Genomic DNA, 20,253 nt, shown 5'->3' with positions numbered 1-20,253 from the left:
ATCCACAAGCTTGCTAAAACAGACTATATTAAAGCCGTAAAGTTATAAGCAGGGAAAGCCAATGTAAGGAGGAGTTCCAAATGAAAAATCAGCACCGGGAAGGAGAAAAGAAAGCTGCCAATATCATTGTCCAAATGGGGATTTTTGCGGTAGTGCTTTTCGTTTCCCAAATTATCTCAAGTATGTTTCCAAAGAGCCTTGTTGTCCCGACCCCGCTGATTGGGATGGCACTCCTGTACATCTTACTCGAACTAAAAATCGTCAAACTGGAACAGGTTGAAAGATTCGGTGACTTTATGATCGGTTTGATTGCATTCCTCTTCGTTCCATCAGGAGTGCAGCTCGCCGCCCACCTGAATATTATGCGACAAGAGGGTCTGCAGGATGTGATCGTAATTATCATCTCAACGATCATCCTCTTGGTCGTCATTGCTTACACCGGTGCGCTGGTGATGAAAATCCACCACAAAATCACCAATTCGCAACCAGACCAGCAGCCAAAGGAGGTCATTGACCATGACAAGCACAATCTTGTCTAATTTAACACTGCCCTTTACTGGGATTTTAATCTCACTCGTCGCCTACATGATTGGGATGTGGCTCTCTAAAAAGAGCAACGGCTTCTTCCTCTTCAACCCCTTGCTCGTCGGGATGCTCCTGGGGATTTTCACCCTGATGATCTGGGGAAAACTCACCCACATGGACACCGCTGCCGTATACACTAAGTATTACCTACCAGGCGGCAACTTAATTTTCTGGTTCCTCAATCCCGCAACTGTGGCTTTCGCGATCCCAATCTACCGGGTCAGCAAAGTATTCAAGAAATACTGGTTTGACATTATCGTAATCTGTTTTGTCGGCGGCTTTATCTCCCTGGCATTGATCCAACTCGTATGTAAGGCATTTGGCCTTTCCACCGCGTCGACCGCTTCAATGCTCCCCCAAGCAGCAACGACTGCTGTCGCAATGCCAATTGCCGCTGGAGTTCACGGGGTTCCCGCAATCACTGCAATGGCATGTATCTTAAATGCCGTGGTCATCTACGCCCTCTCGGGGATTTTAATCAAGTACCTGGGACTTAGAAAAATTTCCCCGGTCGCTACTGGGTTAGGACTTGGTTCAGCTGGTCACACGGTTGGTTCCGTCAAGGCCCTCCAAATTGGTAAGGTCCAAGGAGCAATGGCCGGGGTGTCCGTCCTCATCATTTCTCTTGCAATGGACATCTTGGTCCCCTTATACGCCCACCTTTTCATGTAAGTGGCGTTGCTTGCGAAAAACAGGCAAGGTGCTTACTAGTATCTGACCGCGTTCTCCTCTCAAGCCACCCCGTTTTTACAATCGCTAAGTACCAGAAGCCGGATTGAAACGATTTCTGGTGCTTTTTTGTGTCGTCGAGCAAAAATAAGTTAAATTTTTTTTAACAGCAGCTAGTCGCTGACTGAAATATGGTAGGCTAAGGTTAGCAAGTATTCAGATAGGAGGAGAACAACGCATCACAATAAAGCCGCACTAACCCCGCCAGATTGGCCCGTTGTAATGTCGCTTTACTACTTGACGAAGGAGCAAAATGAAACAAGCATACCAACTAACTACTGACGAAATTATGCAAGCCAACGGTCTAACAGAATTGACTACCGGTCTGAGCGCTCACGAGGCTCAGCAGCGGCTTGCCAAGGACGGTAAGAACATTTTGGAAGTTAAGCCAACGCCAAAATGGAAGATTTTCCTGCGCCAGTTTAATAACATCGTGATTTACATCCTGCTCGTTGCCACCCTGCTGACGATTTTAATCGGCCACTATACTGATGCCATCGTCATCCTGGCGGTAGTCATCTTAAACTCGCTGATCGGCTACTTCCAAGAAACCAGCGCTGCCAACGCCCTCGCCAAGATTCAGGAAATGATGGCCCAACACGCGACCGTCTACCGGGACGGCCAGCGCCAGGATGTTGACGCCGCCAACTTAGTAGTCGGTGACGTCGTCTTCCTTGAAGCTGGGGACAATGTACCAGCCGACCTGCGAATCGTTTCGGCTGACAACCTCCGGATTGAAGAATCGGCCCTGACCGGGGAAACCAACTCGGTCATTAAGACCGACGAAGCGTTAACCGACCCGGACGTTCCCCTGGCGGACCGGGTCAACATGGCCTACTCGTCGACCGCGGTCACCAGCGGAAGCGGGATCGGCATTGTCGTTGCTACCGGTGAGCAGACCGAAATCGGGAAGATTTCCCAAGAGGTCGCCCAGATCAAGCCGAAGAAGACCCGGCTGACCAAGGAAATCGACCATGTAGGAACGGTAGTGTCCTACATTACCATCATCGGTTCGGCGATCATCTTTGTGGTCGGCTTCTTCCTCCAAATTTACTCCCTGCCGGCCCTCGCCCTGGCCGTCGTTGCCATGCTGGTGGGCTCAATCCCTGAAGGGCTCCCCGCCACCACCTCGGTCATTCTGGCCTTTGGGGTTTCTAAGATGGCCAAACGCTACCAGACGATTATCAAGTCGATGCCGGCGGTAGAAACCCTGGGGTCGGTCGACGTGATTGCGACCGACAAGACCGGGACGCTGACGAAAAATGAAATGACCGCAATCGAACTTTGGTCCGGCGACCGCCACTACACGGTTACCGGGACCGGTTACGCACCCGAGGGTCAGCTACTGGCAAATGGGCAACCCACAGAATTGACCGACCAGCTCAAGCTCCTCTTGGAAGCAGGTTTCCAGGCTAACGACACTGTCTTGGCCGAAGAAAATGGTAAGTGGACCATCAACGGGGAGCCGACGGACGGAGCCTTTTTAACCCTCTACCGGAAAGTGTTGGGCGTTGACTACCAGTCCCCGTTTGAACCGCTGGACCTCCTGCCCTTCGACTCGGACTACCGCTACATTGCCGAACTGACGAAAGACCAGGCGAACGGCCGCCAGGTCATCTTTGTCAAGGGATCTCCGGATAAGCTTTTTGGGATGGCCGCTCAAGCGGACCCGCACTTCGACGCCGCCAAGTGGCAGCGCCGGGTCAATGAGTGGTCCCAGCAGGGCAAGCGGGTGATCGCCCTTGGCTACCAGACCGTCACCGGTGAAAACCTGCTAGAGGTCGAACACGACCACCTCTACCGGGGCATCCACCTGCTGGGACTGGCTGCCCTGCAAGACGCCCCCCGTGAAGAAGTGATTGCCGCCCTGAAGCAGATGAACCGGGCTGGCGTGGCCGTAAAGATGATTACGGGTGACGACCCGCAAACTGCCCGGGCGATTGGGCACCAGCTAGGGCTGGCCCCCGGCGAAATTCACGCAATCACCGGCGCCGAATGGGACCGGCTTTCTCCTGATGAACAGGCAACCGCCGCAAAAGACAACCAGGTCTTTGCCCGGACCACCCCGCAAAACAAGCTCGAAATCGTCAACGCCCTGCAAAAGGACCAGCTGGTCACCGCCATGGTTGGTGACGGGGTTAATGACGCCCCGGCGTTAAAACAGGCTGACATTGGGGTCGCAATGGGAATCAAGGGAACCGATGTCGCCAAGGACGCCGCCGATATGATTCTCGGTGACGACAACTTCGCCACGATGGCCGCGGTCATTGAAGAGGGCCGGCGGATTTACGATAACATCAAGAAGAGTATCCTCTTCCTTTTGCCGACCTCCTTTGCCGAAGGCCTGGTCGTCGCCTTTTCGATTTTGACCGCCCAACAGGTCCCGCTGCAGCCGGTCCAGCTGCTCTGGATCAACCTGGTGGCCGCCATCACAATCCAGTTCGCCTTTGTCTTTGAAAAGGCCGCGCCGGGCTTGATGAACCGGCCACCACGGCCAGTTTCTGCCCGGCTAATGGGTCGCCACGACCTGATTCAAATGGGCTACGTTTCCGCCCTGATGGCGATCTTTGCCCTGGTCTCCTACGACTGGTTCACTGGCCACGGCAGCAGCGTCGTCAACGCGACTACCATGATGATTAACGTCATCGTTATCAGCAAGCTGTTCTATTTCTTCAGTATCCGAAGCGACCGGTATGGGCTCAGCCAGATTAAAACGATTACCGGCAAGGCCTGGCTGGTGATTGGGATCATGCTGGCCTTCCAGCTAATCTTGACCTACGTGCCGTTCATGCAGTCCGCCTTCCACGTAACGGGGATTAGCCTGACCGAATGGCTGGCCGTGGTGGTCTTTTCCTGCCTGATTATGCTAGTGGCAGAATTCGACAAGTGGCTGCGATTAAGAAAGGAAGCACACAATGACCAAGATTAACACCTTTATTTTTGATATTGACGGCACCCTGATCGACACCTTTGATATGTACATGCCAGCGATGGTCGAAACCCTGCGTAAGCACGGCTACTCAATCGCGCCCCAGGATGAACAGGCGACCATGCAGCGCCTCTTTGGAATTACCGGGGAAGATGCACTGAAGCTCTTCGGGGTCAAGCCGGAGGACCGCGCGGCGATTCAAAAGGAATGGTTTAACTTGGCCTACCAGCGTGAGGACCGAATCAAGGTCATCCCCCAAATTCCCGAAGCGCTCCAGGCACTAGCCGCCGTCCCCGGCAACCGGTTGGGGGTGGCAACGTCCAAGCTCCGGTCGGAATATGAGGAGCATTTTGCCCAGCGCTACCCCTTCGCTAAACTATTTGAAGCGGCGATCACTGAGTCGGATACGGCCAAGCATAAGCCGGATCCCGAACCGATTTTGGCGGCGGTAGAACGGTTGGGGGCGACCCCGGAAGAGAGCGTCTACGTTGGCGACACCATCAATGACCTCAAGGCGGCCCGGGCGGCGGGGGTAAAGTTTGCCGGGGCCCTTTATGGTTCGGCCAATCCGGCTGCCATCAAAGATGCCGACTACCCGTTAGCCAGCCCGCTAGACCTCTTGAAAATATAAGATTGCTCCTTCAACGATATGTTGTTAGACTAGTCGAAAATCAAGCCCGTGCAGGTTGCTATCTCGCGGGCTTTTTGTTTGGAGGCGAATTAGCACATGACCTTTTACGCAGAAAGCTACTTCAAGCAGCAACAACAGCTCGAAAGCATTATTAACTACGTCGTCATTATCATCCTGCTGTTGCTGATTATTTTTAACGCCATTCGGTACCTTCACCACCGGCTGCGTTCACGGAACCGGGACCTGGGAATCATCTTTTTCCTGCTCCTCCTAATTTTTACGGGCTTGCAAATTACCAACTTGGAGCACGATTACTACCAGCACACCCAGTCATTACAGATGCGGCCGTTCATTCAGGCGGTTGCTAGGGACCACGGCTTGCGGGCCTCCCAGGTGGTGGTCAATTCCACGACCTTGACCGACGGCATCCTGGTTCGCTTTTAGGGCCGCGACTACCGGGTCAACATGAGCCCGAACGGCGACAACTACACGCTGACCCGGGCCCACGTTGTCAACCACACTGTCAACGTTCGTAAATAAAGGAGGAATACCATGGACTACGGGCTAATCACAATTAAGTTTATCCTGGGAATGGTCTGCTTAATTTTTCAAATTAATATTCTCGGCAAGGGCAATCTAGCCCCCAGTTCCGCCGTTGACCAGGTTCAAAACTACGTCCTCGGGGGCATTATCGGGGGAATCATCTATAACCGCGAGATTACGGTTCTCCAATTCGTAATGGTCCTCCTGATTTGGACCCTGATTGTCTTCGTCGTTAAGTTTCTCAAGGAGCACAACCGGGTCCTCCAAAAGGTGCTCGACGGCCAGCCCCAGATTCTGATCAAAAACGGGCAGGTCCGGGTCGAAGCGTGTATGCGTGCTGGCATGACCGCCAGTGAGCTAATGTTTCGCTTACGCACCCAGGGCGTGTATGAGCTTAGCAAGGTCAAAAGCGGCATTCTGGAACAAAACGGCCAGCTGGTGGTAATTGAAAATGATGAGCAGGACGTACGCTTCCCAATCATTAACGACGGGCAGATCAACCAGGACGTGCTTGAGTTGATTCACCACGACCAAAGCTGGCTGCTAGCGCAGGTTCGCCAGGCCGGCTACCAGGAGATTAAGGATATCTACCTGGGTGAATACGTCCATGGTCAGCTGCACCTGGTTTCCTACCCGCGGGACTAAGCCCGAGAGCTAGTCTTTAGAAAACACCAACGCCCTCCATCGTTCGGCTTTACCGAATACTGGAGGGCGTTTCTATACCGTGGAGCCAACTTCACAAGTCCCGGTCCGTTTGATTAATCCTTCTTAAACAAGGCGGCCATCTTAGCGGCGACTTCTGGATCAAGGTTATCCGCCAGGGTACTCTCCTCCTGCTGCTTTTCCGCCGCCTGGTTTTTAATCGTCTGGGCCAGGTCATCGATGACCGCCTGCTCCCCGACCTTAATCAGGTTAACGTTTAAACGGCCACCCGCAGCGTCGGCGTGGCCACCGCCGCCAAAATATTTTTCGGCAAACTTGGCCACGTCCAGCTTACCGTTGCTCCGGAGGGACACGCTAACCGGGCTGACGACCAGCGCCGCATCTACGTCTGGATGCTGTTCCAACAGGGCGTGGGCAATTTCAGACTTGTAGTCACTCGCGTAGACAACCCCAAACTGGTGCCCCGCCAATTCCGCTTTAAGGACGTCCTTGAGGTGGCTTTTGAGGTACTTGGTCCGCCGCTCGTTTAGGGTCCGGATCAGCAGCTGGTTGGCCGCGTGATACTTATCCCAGCCCGCCGCAAAGACGTCCCCCACAAAGGCCGCCGAATCCTGCAGGGGATAGAACCAGAAGAGTTGGTCGAGTTCATCAGCGGCGACCCGTTCCGTTTCCGCCATCTCCGGGTCGTTTTGCCAGTCCCAGGTATCATAGGCCCGAATCAGCTCCACCAGGTAGGCGAGTTCCCGCCGCCGCTCTTCTGGCAGGTCGGTAAAGTGGGGCTGCCGGGTCAGCCAGTCCCAAACGAGGCTGGCCGCACTGGGGTTGACCTGCGGGTTCGCCGGCAGCACACTATTTGTGGCGTACTTTTGCCGTAATCCGGCCTCGCTCTCGTGGTGGTCAAACACCAGCCAGTGGTTGGCAAAGTTGGCGTTCAGCTGTTGGAAGGTGTAGTCGCTGTCCGGGGTCATGTCCATGATGTAGACATCCGTGAACCGCCCGGCTTCCGGACTCCGCAGCCAGCGGGCAAACTCATCATCGATCCGCCCCGCACCACAGTTTGTCATGTCAAACTCGACATCCCCAAACATCGTCGGCTGAACCGCCTGAAGGAGCATCGGGGCGCCAAAGCCATCCAAATCATTATGTGAAAAAAGTTTAATCAACCGTTTGACCATTTTCGTGACCACCTTATTAAATTTATTTAAGCTCATTATACAATTTTTTACCTGGCGCCGCTGTGGGCCCAGCGGATTAACTGACAGGGCCGGTGCAAATTGGTATGATTGAGGTAGTCAGCTTTTTAGAAAGGACCATGTCAAAATGAAAATCTATGATTACCGGCAGGAACTCATTGACCTGCTGAAAAATACCAGTGCAGAGCCGGCTAGCCTCGCCCAGACCTTACGCAGTCTGACCACCATTGTGAACGTGCTCAACCACTATGCCGATGCCCCAGCAGTCCCTGACCAGCCCCATGAAACCAGGCCCCGCTTCCACCAGCACCAGGTCCACCGTCCTAGTCAGCCGCTGCCGGAAAACAGCAAGCGCCAATTAAAATCGCTCCTTACCGGTCCCGCCGCCGACAACCGGGCAGCAGGGCAGCCGCGCCGGAAAACAGCACCCCAGCCACCAGCAGACGCCGCTCCCCAGGAGGTTACTCCCGAAGAACGGCTGGCCGCCGACAACCGCTATGTTGTCCACCGGAAGCTGAGCGGTGCGGAGATTGCCCATCACTATTACCCTGAAGCCCTCCTCCACCGCCTGCCCTTCGCTGTCGCTGACGGGGACGTAGTGGAGGTCGACCCCCAGCAGCGGGTCCGGGGGTTGCCAGCCATTAGCCGGGTCAGCGGTGACCACCTGCCCGACTACCAGCCGGCAAAAATCACGGTAATTGAGTACGCGGAACTCAAAGCCGTTCCCGGCTCTGACGTCCTCCAGATCAGCAGTACCCTCAAAAAGAACTCGCTGCTGGACCAGGCACCGGAAAACACAATTGTCGTCGATCCCTTCAAGTACCCCGGCCGCAACCTCAAGGCCGGAATGGTAATTGACTATGCCTACTACGACCGTGGTAACGGCCTTAAGGACGCCGCTGACGGCAGTATCCGCTGGATCCACGAAAAGAACGACTACGACACCACTAAGCAGCCAGCAAAACCAAAACCGGTTAAAAAGGTGGCCCATCCCCAGCACGACTACGAGCAGAAACTGGACTACGACCTGAAGCAACGGACCGTGCTGGTCATCACCGGCGTCCGGGATAAGGTCCAGGGCCTCAAGCCCGTTATCACCAAGCACCACGGGGTCTTCCACGGGCTCGATGCCTCAGCGGAAGAAAAGGTCTCTTCCTCAACCCTGAAACGGGAGATTCGGAACACAGATATCGTCGTGGTCTGCATTGACGCCATCCACCACCGCATCAGCCAGCTGGCCAACCACCATGCCAAGCGTTACGATAAGCCGCTGGCCATCGCCAACGTAAGCTCAAATACAGGCGTCGAGCGGGCAATCGGCCGGGCGTTAAATGGCGACCCCGCCTACGCCGCTAGCAGTAAAAAAATAAATTAATTTAAAATTACTGTTGACAACCATTAGATTTTAGTTAAAATAGTAAACAACATTTTAATTATCTGATCGCAATGAGAAAGAAGAGTAGGTTGCTTGGCACCGTCAGCGAGTCCCGTAAGGTGTGAGGGGATCGGTCGCCAGCCAGCTGAAAATCACTTTCGAGTCCTAGTCTTAAAATCCAGTAAGATTAGGTGGGTACACCCATTATCGTGTTAGCGTATCGCTGATTAGCCGTACGTGAAGGGGCCAGTTTCGGCCCGAAGAAAGGGTGGTACCACGCCACGGCGTCCCTTAACCAATGCAAGTTGGTTAAGGGACTTTTTTATTAGGTCAGAATAATTGCCATTATTTTTATCCTAGGAGGGATTTACCATGCGTGATTTAACATCACCTCGTTTATCATTCAAACAGTACCTAGTCGTTGCGTCACTGCTGTTCGGCCTCTTCTTCGGTGCCGGCAACTTGATTTTCCCCCTGCACCTTGGCCAATTAGCCGGGGCTAACTGGGGACCAGCTGCCCTGGGCTTCTTAGTTACCGGGGTCTTACTCCCCCTGCTTTCGGTCCTGGCCGTAGCGGTTACCCGCGCTGAAGGGGTCTACGACATTGGGCGGCCGCTGGGGGCCGGGTTTGCACTCGTCTTCATGGTTTTGATTCACGCCACCATCGGTCCCATGTTTGGGACCCCGCGGACGGCGACCGTTTCCTTCACGGTCGGGGTTGCACCGTTCTTATCCAAGGCTAACCAAGGCTGGGCACTACTAGTCTTTTCCGCCCTCTTCTTCCTGGCCGCCTTCGCTTTCTCGTACAAGGAAAACAACATCCTGGCAAACGTCGGGAAGGTCTTGAATCCCGTTTTCTTAGCACTCCTCTTCTTGGTATTTGTCGTCGCCTTCGCCAACCCCCTCGGTAACCCGGCCAGCGCACCGGTTACCAGCGCCTACGTTCACAGCGCCGTTGCCAATGGTTTCCTGGAAGGTTACAACACGATGGACGCCCTTGCCGGTTTGGCCTTTGGGGTAACGGTGGTCACTGCCGTCCGGTCAATGGGTCAGCGCCGGGCCAAGGACGTTTCCAAGGTGGTTGCTAAGTCCGGTGTCATGGCCGTAGCTGGTATCGGCCTGATCTACCTGCTCTTGATCCTCCTCGGCGCAATGTCCCTCGGCCGCTTCAAGATTTCAGCAGATGGTGGGGTAGCCTTCAACCAGCTGGTTAACTACTACGCCGGTGCCTTTGGTCAAGTGGTCCTCGCCTTCCTGCTTACCGTTACCTGCCTGACCACCGCGGTTGGCCTGGTAGCTGCCTTTGCCCAAGACTTCCACAAGCACTTCCCAAAGGTTTCCTACCACACCTGGCTTGCCCTCAGCTGCCTGGCCTCCTTCTTAACTGCCAACTTCGGTTTGGACCAGATCATCGCCTGGTCGACGCCAATGCTGATGTTCCTCTACCCGCTGTCAATGGTCCTAATCCTGTTATCAGTTAGCTCACCATTATTCCACCGGGATGGAGTGGTCTACTTCTTCGTGGTTCTCTTCACCGTCGTACCAGCACTAGGCGACATGGTTGTCGCGTTCCCGGCAGTCGTTAGCGCCAGCCACTTTGGGCAAGTGGTTGCCGGCCTGGCTTGCCACTACTTCCGCCGGCAACGGGTTGCAAACGAAAACACCGAATTAAATTAACGTTCAATGAAACAGGCCGCCAGAGTTTGAAGACGCAATCTTCAGACTTTGGCGGCCTGCTTGTATTTTTAAGGACTGGCTCCGCGTCGCAAGGCGACTGCCGTCCTAAGCCAGTCACTTATCGTACCGGTCTAAATTAAATTTTTTAATCGCGTAAACCAGCTTGCTGGCGTAGTCCGGGTCCGTCGCGTAGCCACCGGTTTGCAACGCTAGTGCGGCTTGCCGGTAGTTCTTGGCCGTTTGAACCGCCCGGAAGCGGGCATGGTCATCGCTCGTACCGTTTACGATTAGCTGGGTATGAGCATTGATTGACGCCGCCCAGCTGGAATAGGTCTGAAAATACCGCTTGACCTTAACCGTCTTGCCGTTCACGTTTTCAGTTGTATACATCTTTACCCGGTTCTTTTTACCGTTGGCCTTAATACCAAACAGGTTGTTATACTTAGCCGCCAGCTTGCTACGGCCCCAGTTCGACTCCAAGCCGGCCTGGGCGATCGTGATACTGGCCGGAATGTGGTATTTTTCCTGCTCCCGCTGGGCCGCCGGGGCGACTTCTCTGATGAACTGCTGAACCGTAATGTCGGGCGAATGTTCTTGCCGTGTCTGCCGCTGCTTGTGAAACCAGTAGAAACTACCCGCGGCGAGGAATATAAAGACGCCGCAGAGTAAGCTTACGATAATTACGAGCTTACGCTTGTTGCTCACCTTTGCCACCTCCCTGCCTTAATTTTTATCTATTATAGGAAGCGGCAGAGCCTGGCACGAGCAATTGAGCCTAAACTTTAGAAAATCTTCGGGAAATCAACATCAAAACTACTTATTCGATAAGTGCTGCTTAACCTGGTTAAAGCGTTTGGCATCCAGCACCTTCATCTTCGGGAAGCTCTTAATGATCCGGCGTTCGTTCCAGCCTAGCGACTTGCCAGGATGTTCCTTGAGCTGGTCAACAAAGGACTGGTCCCAGTGCTCCAGCTGCCGGCGGCGCAATGCCCGCTCTTCGGGCAACGCTTCCTTGAGCCGTTCCCGCAGCTGCTCTTGAAAGGCGTTGATCCGCTGGTCCCACTGCTTGGTCGTCATGTGGAAATGCTTGACACTGATCATCGTCATTACGGTGTCGGTTCCCATTACGACAACGATTAGGAGGGCCAGCATACCGTGGGTCCACCCCTCTTCCCAGTTAATTACCCGTTGGACGATGGGCTGGATAAAACGGACCAGCAGGATGACGCCAATTCCCCAGAAAAAGGAGATTTGGGGTGCAATCCGCCCTTGCAGGTTGCCCCACAGGTCCGAGTAATCCCACAGTTTCATATGAAACACCTTTTCCAAAAAGAGGCTGGCGACGTATTCAAAAATGCTGGCCACGATCATCCCGACGATAAAGAGCAGGAAGAGGTTGTCGCGAACCTGGTAGGTCGTAATTAAAATCGTGGTGATGGCAAAGCCGTAGACTGGACAGTAGGGGCCAAACAGGAACCCCCGGTAAGCGTACTGGTGGTCTTTAATTGAACAATAGATTGTCTCCCATAACCAGCCAACGACGGAATAGGTAAAGAAGAGCACAATCACTTCCGAAGGTGTATAGGGCATCTTGGGCCTCCTAGTTCTTTAAACTCAGTTTTTCAACGTTGAGGACCTTGTCCAGCCAGCCGGTGTAGAAACTCTCCTCGTGGCTCACCAAAATCAGGTTGCCGGGGAACTCTTGCAGGGCCTTTTTGAGCCCCTCCTTGGTTTCATCATCCAGGTGGTTGGTCGGTTCGTCCATAATCAGGAAGTTGCAGGGGGTCAACTCCAAGATCGCCAGCTTAACCTTGGTCTGTTCACCCCCGGACAGCAGGTGGAGGGGCTTCATCGTATTCGCGGCGTTGATTCCCGCCCGGGCCAACTTCGTCCGAATCGTCCGCGGCTGCATCGTGGGAAAGATATTCTGAATCGTTTGCAAGGGGGTCAGCTGCGGATCCGCCCACTCCAGGTCCTGGTCAAAGTAGTTAATCTTAGCGGATGGTGAGAAGCTGGCCTTCCCCGCCAGTGCCGGGATCTTTTTCAAAATGGACTTAATCAGTGTTGATTTCCCAACCCCGTTAAAGCCGGTAAAGAGCAGTTTCTCCCCCATCGTCATGGAAAAGGTTACTGGGGCCAGCAGGGGCCGCCCATAACCCACGGACAGTTCATTGACCCGCAGGGCATTCGCCGAACCGGTATTTTCATACGGAAAATGAAAAACCGCCTTCAAGTTATCCGCCGGCGGGTCAATCTTCTTCATCCGGGCCAGCATCTTTTCCCGCGACTTGGCCATCGTGGACTTGGAACCAGCCTTATTTTTCCGGATAAAGCGTTCCGCCTTTTCAATCACGACCTGCTGCTTTTCGTATTCCCGCTCCTGGGCTTCTTTACGTTCTTCCTTTTGCCGCATTGCCTGTTGGAAACTGCCCCGGTACTTGGTAATCTGCCCAAACGCCACGTCACAGATCGTGTTCGTCACCCGTTCGAGGAAGTCGTAGTCGTGTGAGATAATCATCGCGGCTCCCTGATACTGGTTAAGGTAGTCAATTAGCCATTCAATGTGGGCCGTATCCAGGTAGTTGGTCGGCTCGTCCAGCAGAATTACATCAGGATTTTCCAAGAGCATCTTTGCCAGGATAATTTTAGACCGCTGACCGCCACTCATCTCTGATACCATGTGGTCCCGGCCGATTTCAGTCAGCCCCAGCCCGTTCATGACCCGTTCAATTTCCGTTTCAATCTCGTAAAAGTGGTTGGCGTCCAATCGCTCCTGGATGCGGCCGGCCCGAGTCAGCAAATTTTCGTCCATCTTGGTCGCGTAGTCCTCGTACAGCTTATTCATCCGGTCGTTAAGCTGGTACAGGTCGGCAAAGGCCGTGTGAAGGAACTGGATCAGCGTCATCCCCTGGGGAATGTCGACGTACTGGTCCAGGTAGCCAATCTTGACCCCGTTTTGCCACTTTACGGAACCCGCTACCGGGAGGACCTTGCCAATCAAGATTTTAATCAGGGTCGACTTGCCGGCCCCGTTTTGGCCCACGATTCCCATGTGCTCGTGTTTTTCCAACTGGAAGCTGGCGTCTTCATAGAGTTTCTTATCGGCATAACTCATCGTCAGCCCTTTGACATCTAAAACTGCCATTCTCTTCTCCTTTATATCTATCAAGCTCTTAATTTCATAGTATCACAGCCGGCCTGGTGCCAGCAATTGATTGGCGGGAGCACAAAATGAGAGGTTTTTAATTTTTCCTATTGACAGCAGATTGCCCCTTGGCTATACTTAAAAGCAATCACTAGCAAGGGAGTAAGTACAATGAAGCAGAGTCAGTTCAACAAGCATAGTAACCGTTGGCAAAGCCGGTAACTTCAGGTTGATTCGTCATGGATGCAACCTGAAAAGCAGATTGCATCTGTGCCGGCTGATTTTGCAGATGATTCAGTCCGCATGGATCCACATGCGGACTTTTATTTTGCCAAGCAAAACGGGAGTCCAGGTCATGTGGGCTCCCGTTTTTTGATTTAGGAAAGGTGTGAAGATTAATGAAGCGAATGTATACCTTGATTGCCCTGCTGCTAGCCTTCCTCGGCGTCGCCTTCTTTAGCGAAAACGGCGGTTTGGTCAAGCGCCGGGTCCCCCGGGTGGGCGTGTTGATTTTGATGCACCACCCCGCCTTGGACCAAATCTACAAGGGCTTTGTCGATGAACTGGCCAGGGAGGGCTACCACGATGGCAAGAATATTCAGATTGAATACCAAAATGCCAACGGGGACCAGAGCAACCTCAAGACCATGGCGTCCAAGCTAGTCAACGACAACTGCAACGTCATTTATAGTATCACGACCCCCGCTGCCCAAGCCGCAGCCAACTCCACCAGTAAGGTGCCCATCATTTTGGGGGCCGTCACTGATCCGAAAGGGGCGGGCCTGGTAAAAAACAACCGTCATCCCGGCGGTAACATCAGTGGGATTTCCGACCAGTCACCGATTAAGGAACAGCTGACCCTGGTCAAAGAATTCATGCCCCACTTAAAAACGCTGGGAGTCATCTATACTTCCAGTGACGCCTCTGCCGTAGCCGGCCACCAGCAGATCGAACGGGAATGCAAGAAGATGGGGATCCACCTCAAATCCTACTCGATTGCCAACAGCAACGACCTTAACCAGGTTTCCGAGCAGATGCTCCAGGAAGTCGACGCGGTGGTCGTCCCAACGGATAATACCATCGCCGGCGCCATGCAGACCCTGGTTAAAAATGCCAACGCGGCTAACAAGCCGGTCTTCCCGGCGGCCGCAACAATGGTCAAGCAGGGCGGCCTCGCCACGTACAGTGTTAACCAGTACCAACTGGGCGTTCGTGGCGCTAAGATGACCGTAGCGATTCTTAAAGGCAAGAAACCGGCCAATATGCCAATTGAGTATGTGCGGCACGGGGACCCGGTCTTAAATCTCAAGCAGGCGCGGCGGCTCCACATCCAGGTACCCAAGCAGTTTGAACACGAAGCAAAGACGAAGGGAGAGATCTATCAATGAATCTAATGGTATCAGCAATCGGGCAGGGGCTCTTATGGGCACTCCTCGGCCTCGGCCTCTACTTGACATTCCGGATTTTGGACTTCTGTGACATGACCGTCGAAGGGACCTTCCCCCTCGGCGCAGCAACTGCGGTAACCGCGATTTCTCACGGGGTCAGCCCCCTGCTGGCAACCCTCTTTGCTATCGGCGCGGGAATGCTGGCTGGGCTGGTCACCGGCCTCCTTTACACTAAGGGGAAAATCCCCAGCCTGCTGGCCGGAATTTTGACCATGACCGCAATCTACTCGGTCAACCTGCGGATCATGGGCAAGTCCAACATTTCACTCTTGGGCAAGCCGACCTTATTTAACGGCCGGTTCATGGCCAGCCTGCCCCAGTATTTTGACAGCGTCGCCATGGGGATCATCGTCATTGCCATCATCACGATCTTGATGGTACTCTTCCTCGCCACCGATTACGGGCAGGCCTTTATCGCCACCGGGGATAACCCGACGATGGCAAAGTCGCTGGGGATCCACACCGACAAGATGGTGATCGTTGGCCTAATGGTTTCCAACGGGATGGTCGGCCTCTGTGGAGCCTTGATTGCCCAAAATAATGGCTACGCCGATATCAATATGGGGATCGGCACCATCGTCATCGCCCTCGCCTCAATCATTATTGGGGAAGTGGCCTTCGGTGAATTAACCCTGAATCAGCGGCTGGTCGCGGTGACGCTGGGAAGCATTATCTACCGGATTATCCTGCTGGTCGTTCTCCAACTGGGCTTCTCCGCCAACGACCTCAACTTGATTTCCTCTGTCGTGCTAGCAATCTGCATGATGCTGCCACAGCTGGAACAGCACCTCAACCTGAAAAAGTCAATTTTGAAAGGAGTCCGTCCGCATGAGTAAGCCAATATTAGAACTACGGGACGTCCAAACGGTTGTCAACAAGGGAACCGCCAATGAAACCACGATTCTCAAGGGGATCAACCTGACGATCAACGAAGGCGACTTCATCACGATCGTCGGTACGAACGGTGCCGGGAAATCAACCCTGTTCAACGTCATTGGCGGCAACCTCGGCGTTGACGCGGGCCAGATCCTCCACAGCGGCGTCGATATTACCAAGAGTTCCGAAGAACAACGCACCGCCTTCCTGGCCCGGGTATTCCAGGACCCCAAACTCGGCACCGCCCCCCGGATGACGGTCGCCGAAAATATGCTTCTGGCAACTAAACGCGGGGAGCGCCGGCACCTGGTCCACCGCCAATTAAAGGCCAACCTGGCGCGTTTTACCGAACTTGCGGCCACGATGAATAACGGCCTAGAAAAGCGGATGACGACCGCTACCGGGGCCCTGTCCGGCGGGCAACGGCAGGCGCTGAGTTTTCTCATGGCGACCCTGAAGCGGCCTGACATCCTGCTGCTGGATGAGCACACGGCAGCGCTGGACCCGCACACCAGCTTAAACCTGCTGCACGCGACAAACGAACGAATCACCCATGACCACCTGACCGCCCTAATGATTACCCACCATTTAGAAGACGCCCTTACTTACGGCAACCGCCTGCTGGTTCTCCAAAACGGGCAGATTAAGGCCGACTTCCGGGGTCCGGAGAAGCAGGAATTAACGGTTGAGAAACTCTACCATTATTTTGAGGACTAAGGTTACACACCGCCGCTGACTGTGATATAGTAACAGTGGTTATATTTTGGGATTACTGGCTAAAGACACACGAACGCCAGCCGCACTGGCAGTTCCACTACCCTGGTAATCCATCAACGGGTGGGATGGCAGCATGAACGCTGCCGTTCCCACCCGTTTAATTTATCATTAAAGGAGCTCAGCCATGAACGAACTGTTTGAACACACCTCAATCAAAAAGGCCTACTTTGCGCTGGCAATGCCGGTGGTCCTGTCAATGGCGGTCACGTTAATCTATAACCTGGTCGATACCTTCTTCGTTTCTAAAACTGGTAATCCTGACCTGGTCGCCGGCGTTTCCCAGGCCGCACCGATTTTTACCTTAATGATTGCCATCGGGGATGTCTTCGGTCTCGGCGGTAGTTCCTTGATTTCACGCCTGTTCGGCGAACACCAGGACCGGATTGCCCGCAACGTTTCTGGCTATTGTTTCTACTATTCAATCGTCTGCGGGGTGGTCGTCACCATGATTATGCTCAGTTTTCAAACCCCGATCCTCCACCTGCTGGGCGCCTCCCCAGCGACCTGGCGGTTTGCCCGCGAATACTACCTGGTAATCGCCTGGGGAGCGCCCTTCATCATCTTCGGCCTCTCGCCGGCTAATATCCTGCGGACCGAGGGGCTGGCCGTTCAGTCAATGATTGCCTCAATGGTCGGCACGGCGATCAACATCTTCCTCAACCCGGTTTTTATCTTCACCTGCGGCTGGGGCGCTGGCGGGTCAGCGCTAGCAACGGTTACGTCCAGCGTGATTGCCGATATTCTGATGGTTTACTACCTGCGGACCAAGAGTAAAAAGCTAACCACCTCGATCCACGAAACCAGAATCAGCCGCCAGCTCCAGTGCCAAATTTACGCCATTGGGATTCCAGCCTCCGTGACCAACATCATGGTGACTTTTGCCACCGCGATGACCAACCGGTACCTCATCGCCTACGGAGCCAACAGCGTCGCCGCGATGGGGATCGCGATGAAGGCCAACTCAATTATCATTATGATTATGGTTGGCTTCGCCTTTGGTGCCCAGCCACTCATTGGTTACGCCTACGGGGCCCGAGATGAACGACGGTTTAACGAAGTAATCCGCTTTGACTTGCGGGTGATTATCAGTATCAACCTCATTCTGACGATAGTTCTCCTAGTGCTCGCTCCGCACATTATTGCCCTCTTCATGAACCGCCCGGCCATCGTTCACGAAGGTGCCCTGATGCTGCGCTGGCTGTCACTGACGACGACCTTCGCCGGCATCATCCTGGTGTTCACCACGACCTTCCAGTCTATGGGGAAGGCGGTCCCCGCTTTCTGGCTGTCATTTAGCCGTCAGGGGCTGATCTTTGGCATTGCCATCGCGGTCTTGGCGAAGTTCTTTGGCTACACTGGGATCCTGGCTGCCCAAGCCTGTTCGGACCTGCTTACCTTAATCTTGTCACTAGTCTTTTACCAGCTTTACCGGCCCCACTTTGATAAAACCAAGAAGCAACAATAATTCAAGAGTCACTTAAAAGGAGCAACCCACGTGCTGTGAGTTGCTCCTTTTAACTATTATTATTTGCTAACTAGTTTTCGCGCTTCTTGTTCAAGCCGAGGAAGCCAAGCAGGCTAGCAACTGCACCCATTCCTAAGCCGAGGACAGCAGCTTGGTTGTCGTTACCAGTTTGTGGCAACTGTTGGGCATTGTGACTGTCCTTTGCAGGCGTAACCTGCTTGCTAGTCTGGGTTGGAACTACCGGTTGACCAGGTTGGTTAGTCCCTGGAACCACACCGGGCTGGCCAGGGTTAACCGGCGTAGTCGGGTTGCCGGGAGTTTCTGGAGTCGTCGGGGTGGTTGGTGTAGTTGGCGTTGTCGGATCCGTTGGCTTCGTCGGGTCAGTTGGCTGGTCCGGCGTCGGGTCGTTCGGGTCAACGATTTCTGGGTTCTTAGCGTAAACAAAGTTCGTTACGTATTGGTAGGCGGTAAATTCACCGTCCGTTGCCCCCTCAGTCTTAACCAGGTGGTAACCATGGATGTCCTTTGGCTTAGCAGTCCATTCACCAGCTGGATTCCAGTATGCAGCACTGTTAATCCCCTGGTTGGTTTGATCAGGGTTAGCGGCGTTTGTAGCGAGGGTGTCACTGTCAGCTAACTTGTTACCCTGTTCGTCAACATAGTTAACTTGAACCGGCTTGTTCGGGATCAGGTAGATGTAAGTACCAGTAGCGTAGAAGTTGTAGTAGTCATCGTTAAACAGCTTGTTCGTCGTACCAATGTAGGAAAAGCCCTGCTTCTTGTAACGGTCAATCAAGTCTTGCGTCCGCTGTTCAACGTTCCCGTTACCGTCTTCGCTGTTCTTCAGGCCATAAACTCCCCGAACAACGAACATTCCCGGCAGGTTTGACCACTTGTTAACGATTACCGCACCCGTGCTGTCCTTGCCCGGGGTCGTAGTCGTAGCTTCGGCGTTGTCCATTACCTTCTTGTACTTAAAGGTCAAGTGGATGTAGTTCTTGTCGGTGAGGGAGTTCTGGGTTTGACCATCAATCCGGCCAGTCAGAACCGGTTCTGAAACCAGTTGGTAACCTGGGATATTGATTGCCGCCCCTTCGTACTTAGAAGCATCTGGGGACTTAACATCACCATTCTTGTGCGCCGGCGATTCGGGCACCATGTAGTAGCTTGGCAGCTCCATTGATGCCAAGACGTGGCCATTGTCGGTATCAATGTATTCTACTTTCAGTGGTGACAAAACAGCGTAGTTCAAAGTAACACTGATGTTTTGTTCAGGGTAGCCCTGCTTGACCGTTGCATAGCCGGACTGGTCAAAGTCGAAATACTGGTCTAACACCTCTGGGTTCAGTAATTGGTAACCCGCGATTGGGGCCTTGAAGATCTGGTAGGTGTTCCGGCCAGCCCATACGGTTGTCTGGTATGGCTGCTTGTATTCATAGCGACCAGTATTCCGGTTCAATACCTGGATGTTGCCGCCACGGGTAACATCGTGGAAGTTTACCGTCACATTGTAGTAGTCTGGGGCCTTCGTTTCAGCAGCATGGGTGCTGTTATTTTCAGCTGCCGGCGTAGCGGTAGCATTGTTTTGACTAGCCGCTTGGCTGGCAGTGCTTTTATTAGCGGCTACTGAAGTTTCTTCATTTTTCGGTTGATTGGTGGTTGCTTGGTCATCAGTCTGCGCACCATTAGCAGTGTTAACAACCGCTGACTGGTTAGCCGCAGCGCTCTGAGTATCAGTATCCGCGCTAACGGAGCTGACCCCCATAAAAGTCAACCCAATTAAAACTGAGGCAACACCGACGCTTAGCTTCTTAATTGCAAAGCGTTGGTGCTTCTGTGCCTGCTGCTTTAACATTTCATTTTGATTATGACTTGATAACATATTCCCAAAGTCCTCCCAAATTCATATTGGTTATTTTATACCATTTCTTATGTTTGCTTATCAAGTGAAAATAATAAAAAATATGAATTTTTATTGCAGGTTTGGCGTCAAGTCAGCATTTGCCCAGAAAATGTTTTTAAGAATCTTTTAGGATATATGATTATTTTTGCTTATCTAGTGATTTATACTTATCACCATTATTTAAATTAACGTCATTTTACTAATAAGGGGATAAGTGAACCAAGGGATTAAAAAGGCGGCTGGCATTGCCTGCTTTAAAATTAAAAAGAGGCTGGGCGCTGCCAACCTCTTGTTTATCATCGATGGTTATTAAT

General features: G+C 53.2%; 18 protein-coding genes and 1 other annotated feature. Of the genes, 13 read left to right on the top strand and 5 right to left on the bottom strand.

Going from position 1 to position 20,253, the window contains the following annotated elements; translation table 11 throughout:
• Nucleotides 1-80: 80 nt before the first annotated feature.
• The 6 genes from HMPREF0494_RS05470 (at nucleotide 81) to HMPREF0494_RS05445 (ending at nucleotide 6,062) form a co-directional block, all read left to right on the top strand.
• On the top strand, nucleotides 81-539 hold the full coding sequence (locus tag HMPREF0494_RS05470) for a CidA/LrgA family protein (protein ID WP_007123950.1): 459 nt from the start codon (nucleotides 81-83) through the stop codon (nucleotides 537-539).
• Nucleotides 517-1,257, top strand: a complete 741-nt coding sequence (locus HMPREF0494_RS05465) for an LrgB family protein (RefSeq protein ID WP_040458837.1) — start codon at nucleotides 517-519, stop codon at nucleotides 1,255-1,257. Before HMPREF0494_RS05470 ends, HMPREF0494_RS05465 begins: the two co-directional genes overlap by 23 nt.
• A gap of 310 nt (nucleotides 1,258-1,567) precedes the next feature.
• Entirely contained in the window at nucleotides 1,568-4,243 is a 2,676-nt protein-coding gene (locus tag HMPREF0494_RS05460) for an HAD-IC family P-type ATPase (RefSeq protein ID WP_007123948.1), read from the top strand.
• Nucleotides 4,230-4,874, top strand: coding sequence for an HAD family hydrolase (locus tag HMPREF0494_RS05455; protein ID WP_007123947.1), 645 nt, complete (start codon nucleotides 4,230-4,232; stop codon nucleotides 4,872-4,874). Before HMPREF0494_RS05460 ends, HMPREF0494_RS05455 begins: the two co-directional genes overlap by 14 nt.
• Before the next feature lie 96 nt (nucleotides 4,875-4,970).
• Nucleotides 4,971-5,318 (top strand): DUF3290 family protein, encoded by a 348-nt coding sequence (locus tag HMPREF0494_RS05450; RefSeq protein WP_007123946.1) that lies wholly within the window; start codon nucleotides 4,971-4,973, stop codon nucleotides 5,316-5,318.
• Nucleotides 5,319-5,426: 108 nt separating this feature from the next.
• Nucleotides 5,427-6,062: a DUF421 domain-containing protein gene (locus HMPREF0494_RS05445; RefSeq protein ID WP_007123945.1), complete on the top strand. Its 636-nt coding sequence runs from the start codon at nucleotides 5,427-5,429 to the stop codon at nucleotides 6,060-6,062.
• Nucleotides 6,063-6,175: 113 nt separating this feature from the next.
• Here HMPREF0494_RS05445 and HMPREF0494_RS05440 read toward each other — a convergent pair whose 3' ends face one another.
• Nucleotides 6,176-7,255 (bottom strand): DHHA1 domain-containing protein, encoded by a 1,080-nt coding sequence (locus HMPREF0494_RS05440; protein ID WP_040458920.1) that lies wholly within the window; start codon nucleotides 7,253-7,255, stop codon nucleotides 6,176-6,178.
• A 145-nt stretch (nucleotides 7,256-7,400) separates the two neighbouring features.
• On the opposite strand from HMPREF0494_RS05440, the gene HMPREF0494_RS05435 reads away from it, so the two are divergent.
• Both HMPREF0494_RS05435 and brnQ read left to right on the top strand, forming a co-directional pair.
• Entirely contained in the window at nucleotides 7,401-8,648 is a 1,248-nt protein-coding gene (locus tag HMPREF0494_RS05435; protein WP_007123943.1) for a DUF2325 domain-containing protein, read from the top strand.
• A 62-nt stretch (nucleotides 8,649-8,710) separates the two neighbouring features.
• Nucleotides 8,711-8,943, top strand: a binding site (T-box leader).
• A 77-nt stretch (nucleotides 8,944-9,020) separates the two neighbouring features.
• Nucleotides 9,021-10,325 carry a branched-chain amino acid transport system II carrier protein gene (brnQ, locus tag HMPREF0494_RS05430; protein ID WP_007123942.1) on the top strand — a complete coding sequence of 435 codons (1,305 nt, stop codon included), beginning with the start codon at nucleotides 9,021-9,023 and terminating at the stop codon, nucleotides 10,323-10,325.
• Nucleotides 10,326-10,439: 114 nt separating this feature from the next.
• Here brnQ and HMPREF0494_RS05425 read toward each other — a convergent pair whose 3' ends face one another.
• The 3 genes from HMPREF0494_RS05425 to HMPREF0494_RS05415 form a co-directional block, all read right to left on the bottom strand.
• Entirely contained in the window at nucleotides 10,440-10,976 is a 537-nt protein-coding gene (locus HMPREF0494_RS05425) for a glycoside hydrolase family 73 protein (RefSeq protein ID WP_050759654.1), read from the bottom strand.
• A gap of 162 nt (nucleotides 10,977-11,138) precedes the next feature.
• Nucleotides 11,139-11,915: a putative ABC transporter permease gene (locus tag HMPREF0494_RS05420; protein WP_007123940.1), complete on the bottom strand. Its 777-nt coding sequence runs from the start codon at nucleotides 11,913-11,915 to the stop codon at nucleotides 11,139-11,141.
• A gap of 10 nt (nucleotides 11,916-11,925) precedes the next feature.
• Nucleotides 11,926-13,470: an ABC-F family ATP-binding cassette domain-containing protein gene (locus tag HMPREF0494_RS05415; RefSeq protein ID WP_040458835.1), complete on the bottom strand. Its 1,545-nt coding sequence runs from the start codon at nucleotides 13,468-13,470 to the stop codon at nucleotides 11,926-11,928.
• 243 nt (nucleotides 13,471-13,713) lie between these two features.
• On the opposite strand from HMPREF0494_RS05415, the gene HMPREF0494_RS11470 reads away from it, so the two are divergent.
• The 5 genes from HMPREF0494_RS11470 (at nucleotide 13,714) to HMPREF0494_RS05395 (ending at nucleotide 18,036) form a co-directional block, all read left to right on the top strand.
• A complete protein-coding gene (locus HMPREF0494_RS11470) occupies nucleotides 13,714-13,851 on the top strand; it encodes a hypothetical protein (RefSeq protein ID WP_204365257.1) in 138 nt (45 codons plus the stop codon).
• A gap of 17 nt (nucleotides 13,852-13,868) precedes the next feature.
• A complete protein-coding gene (gene trpX, locus HMPREF0494_RS05410; RefSeq protein WP_007123938.1) occupies nucleotides 13,869-14,858 on the top strand; it encodes a tryptophan ABC transporter substrate-binding protein in 990 nt (329 codons plus the stop codon).
• On the top strand, nucleotides 14,855-15,754 hold the full coding sequence (locus HMPREF0494_RS05405) for an ABC transporter permease (protein ID WP_007123937.1): 900 nt from the start codon (nucleotides 14,855-14,857) through the stop codon (nucleotides 15,752-15,754). The genes trpX and HMPREF0494_RS05405 overlap by 4 nt, the downstream gene beginning before the upstream one ends.
• Entirely contained in the window at nucleotides 15,747-16,511 is a 765-nt protein-coding gene (locus HMPREF0494_RS05400) for an ABC transporter ATP-binding protein (RefSeq protein ID WP_007123936.1), read from the top strand. Before HMPREF0494_RS05405 ends, HMPREF0494_RS05400 begins: the two co-directional genes overlap by 8 nt.
• 184 nt (nucleotides 16,512-16,695) lie before the next feature.
• On the top strand, nucleotides 16,696-18,036 hold the full coding sequence (locus HMPREF0494_RS05395) for an MATE family efflux transporter (protein WP_007123935.1): 1,341 nt from the start codon (nucleotides 16,696-16,698) through the stop codon (nucleotides 18,034-18,036).
• 70 nt (nucleotides 18,037-18,106) lie between these two features.
• Here the strand turns inward: HMPREF0494_RS05395 and HMPREF0494_RS05390 are convergent, their stop codons facing one another.
• Nucleotides 18,107-19,918: a YSIRK-type signal peptide-containing protein gene (locus tag HMPREF0494_RS05390; RefSeq protein ID WP_040458834.1), complete on the bottom strand. Its 1,812-nt coding sequence runs from the start codon at nucleotides 19,916-19,918 to the stop codon at nucleotides 18,107-18,109.
• Nucleotides 19,919-20,253: the final 335 nt, after the last annotated feature.

This window comes from Limosilactobacillus antri DSM 16041 (assembly GCF_000160835.1).
GTDB classification, from domain to species: domain Bacteria; phylum Bacillota; class Bacilli; order Lactobacillales; family Lactobacillaceae; genus Limosilactobacillus; species Limosilactobacillus antri.
The sequence above is the reverse complement of the archived record's forward strand: the minus strand, read 5'-3'. Positions and strand labels throughout refer to the sequence as shown.

Bases quoted from the DNA above. Each gene is read 5' to 3' on its own strand.
- HMPREF0494_RS05470 (WP_007123950.1), top strand. From the start codon at position 81: ATGAAAAATCAGCACCGGGAAGGAGAAAAGAAAGCTGCCAATATCATT.
- HMPREF0494_RS05465 (WP_040458837.1), top strand. From the start codon at position 517: ATGACAAGCACAATCTTGTCTAATTTAACACTGCCCTTTACTGGGATT.
- HMPREF0494_RS05460 (WP_007123948.1), top strand. From the start codon at position 1,568: ATGAAACAAGCATACCAACTAACTACTGACGAAATTATGCAAGCCAAC.
- HMPREF0494_RS05455 (WP_007123947.1), top strand. From the start codon at position 4,230: ATGACCAAGATTAACACCTTTATTTTTGATATTGACGGCACCCTGATC.
- HMPREF0494_RS05450 (WP_007123946.1), top strand. From the start codon at position 4,971: ATGACCTTTTACGCAGAAAGCTACTTCAAGCAGCAACAACAGCTCGAA.
- HMPREF0494_RS05445 (WP_007123945.1), top strand. From the start codon at position 5,427: ATGGACTACGGGCTAATCACAATTAAGTTTATCCTGGGAATGGTCTGC.
- HMPREF0494_RS05440 (WP_040458920.1), bottom strand. From the start codon at position 7,255: ATGGTCAAACGGTTGATTAAACTTTTTTCACATAATGATTTGGATGGC.
- HMPREF0494_RS05435 (WP_007123943.1), top strand. From the start codon at position 7,401: ATGAAAATCTATGATTACCGGCAGGAACTCATTGACCTGCTGAAAAAT.
- brnQ (WP_007123942.1), top strand. From the start codon at position 9,021: ATGCGTGATTTAACATCACCTCGTTTATCATTCAAACAGTACCTAGTC.
- HMPREF0494_RS05420 (WP_007123940.1), bottom strand. From the start codon at position 11,915: ATGCCCTATACACCTTCGGAAGTGATTGTGCTCTTCTTTACCTATTCC.
- HMPREF0494_RS05415 (WP_040458835.1), bottom strand. From the start codon at position 13,470: ATGGCAGTTTTAGATGTCAAAGGGCTGACGATGAGTTATGCCGATAAG.
- HMPREF0494_RS11470 (WP_204365257.1), top strand. From the start codon at position 13,714: ATGCAACCTGAAAAGCAGATTGCATCTGTGCCGGCTGATTTTGCAGAT.
- trpX (WP_007123938.1), top strand. From the start codon at position 13,869: ATGAAGCGAATGTATACCTTGATTGCCCTGCTGCTAGCCTTCCTCGGC.
- HMPREF0494_RS05405 (WP_007123937.1), top strand. From the start codon at position 14,855: ATGAATCTAATGGTATCAGCAATCGGGCAGGGGCTCTTATGGGCACTC.
- HMPREF0494_RS05400 (WP_007123936.1), top strand. From the start codon at position 15,747: ATGAGTAAGCCAATATTAGAACTACGGGACGTCCAAACGGTTGTCAAC.
- HMPREF0494_RS05395 (WP_007123935.1), top strand. From the start codon at position 16,696: ATGAACGAACTGTTTGAACACACCTCAATCAAAAAGGCCTACTTTGCG.
- HMPREF0494_RS05390 (WP_040458834.1), bottom strand. From the start codon at position 19,918: ATGTTATCAAGTCATAATCAAAATGAAATGTTAAAGCAGCAGGCACAG.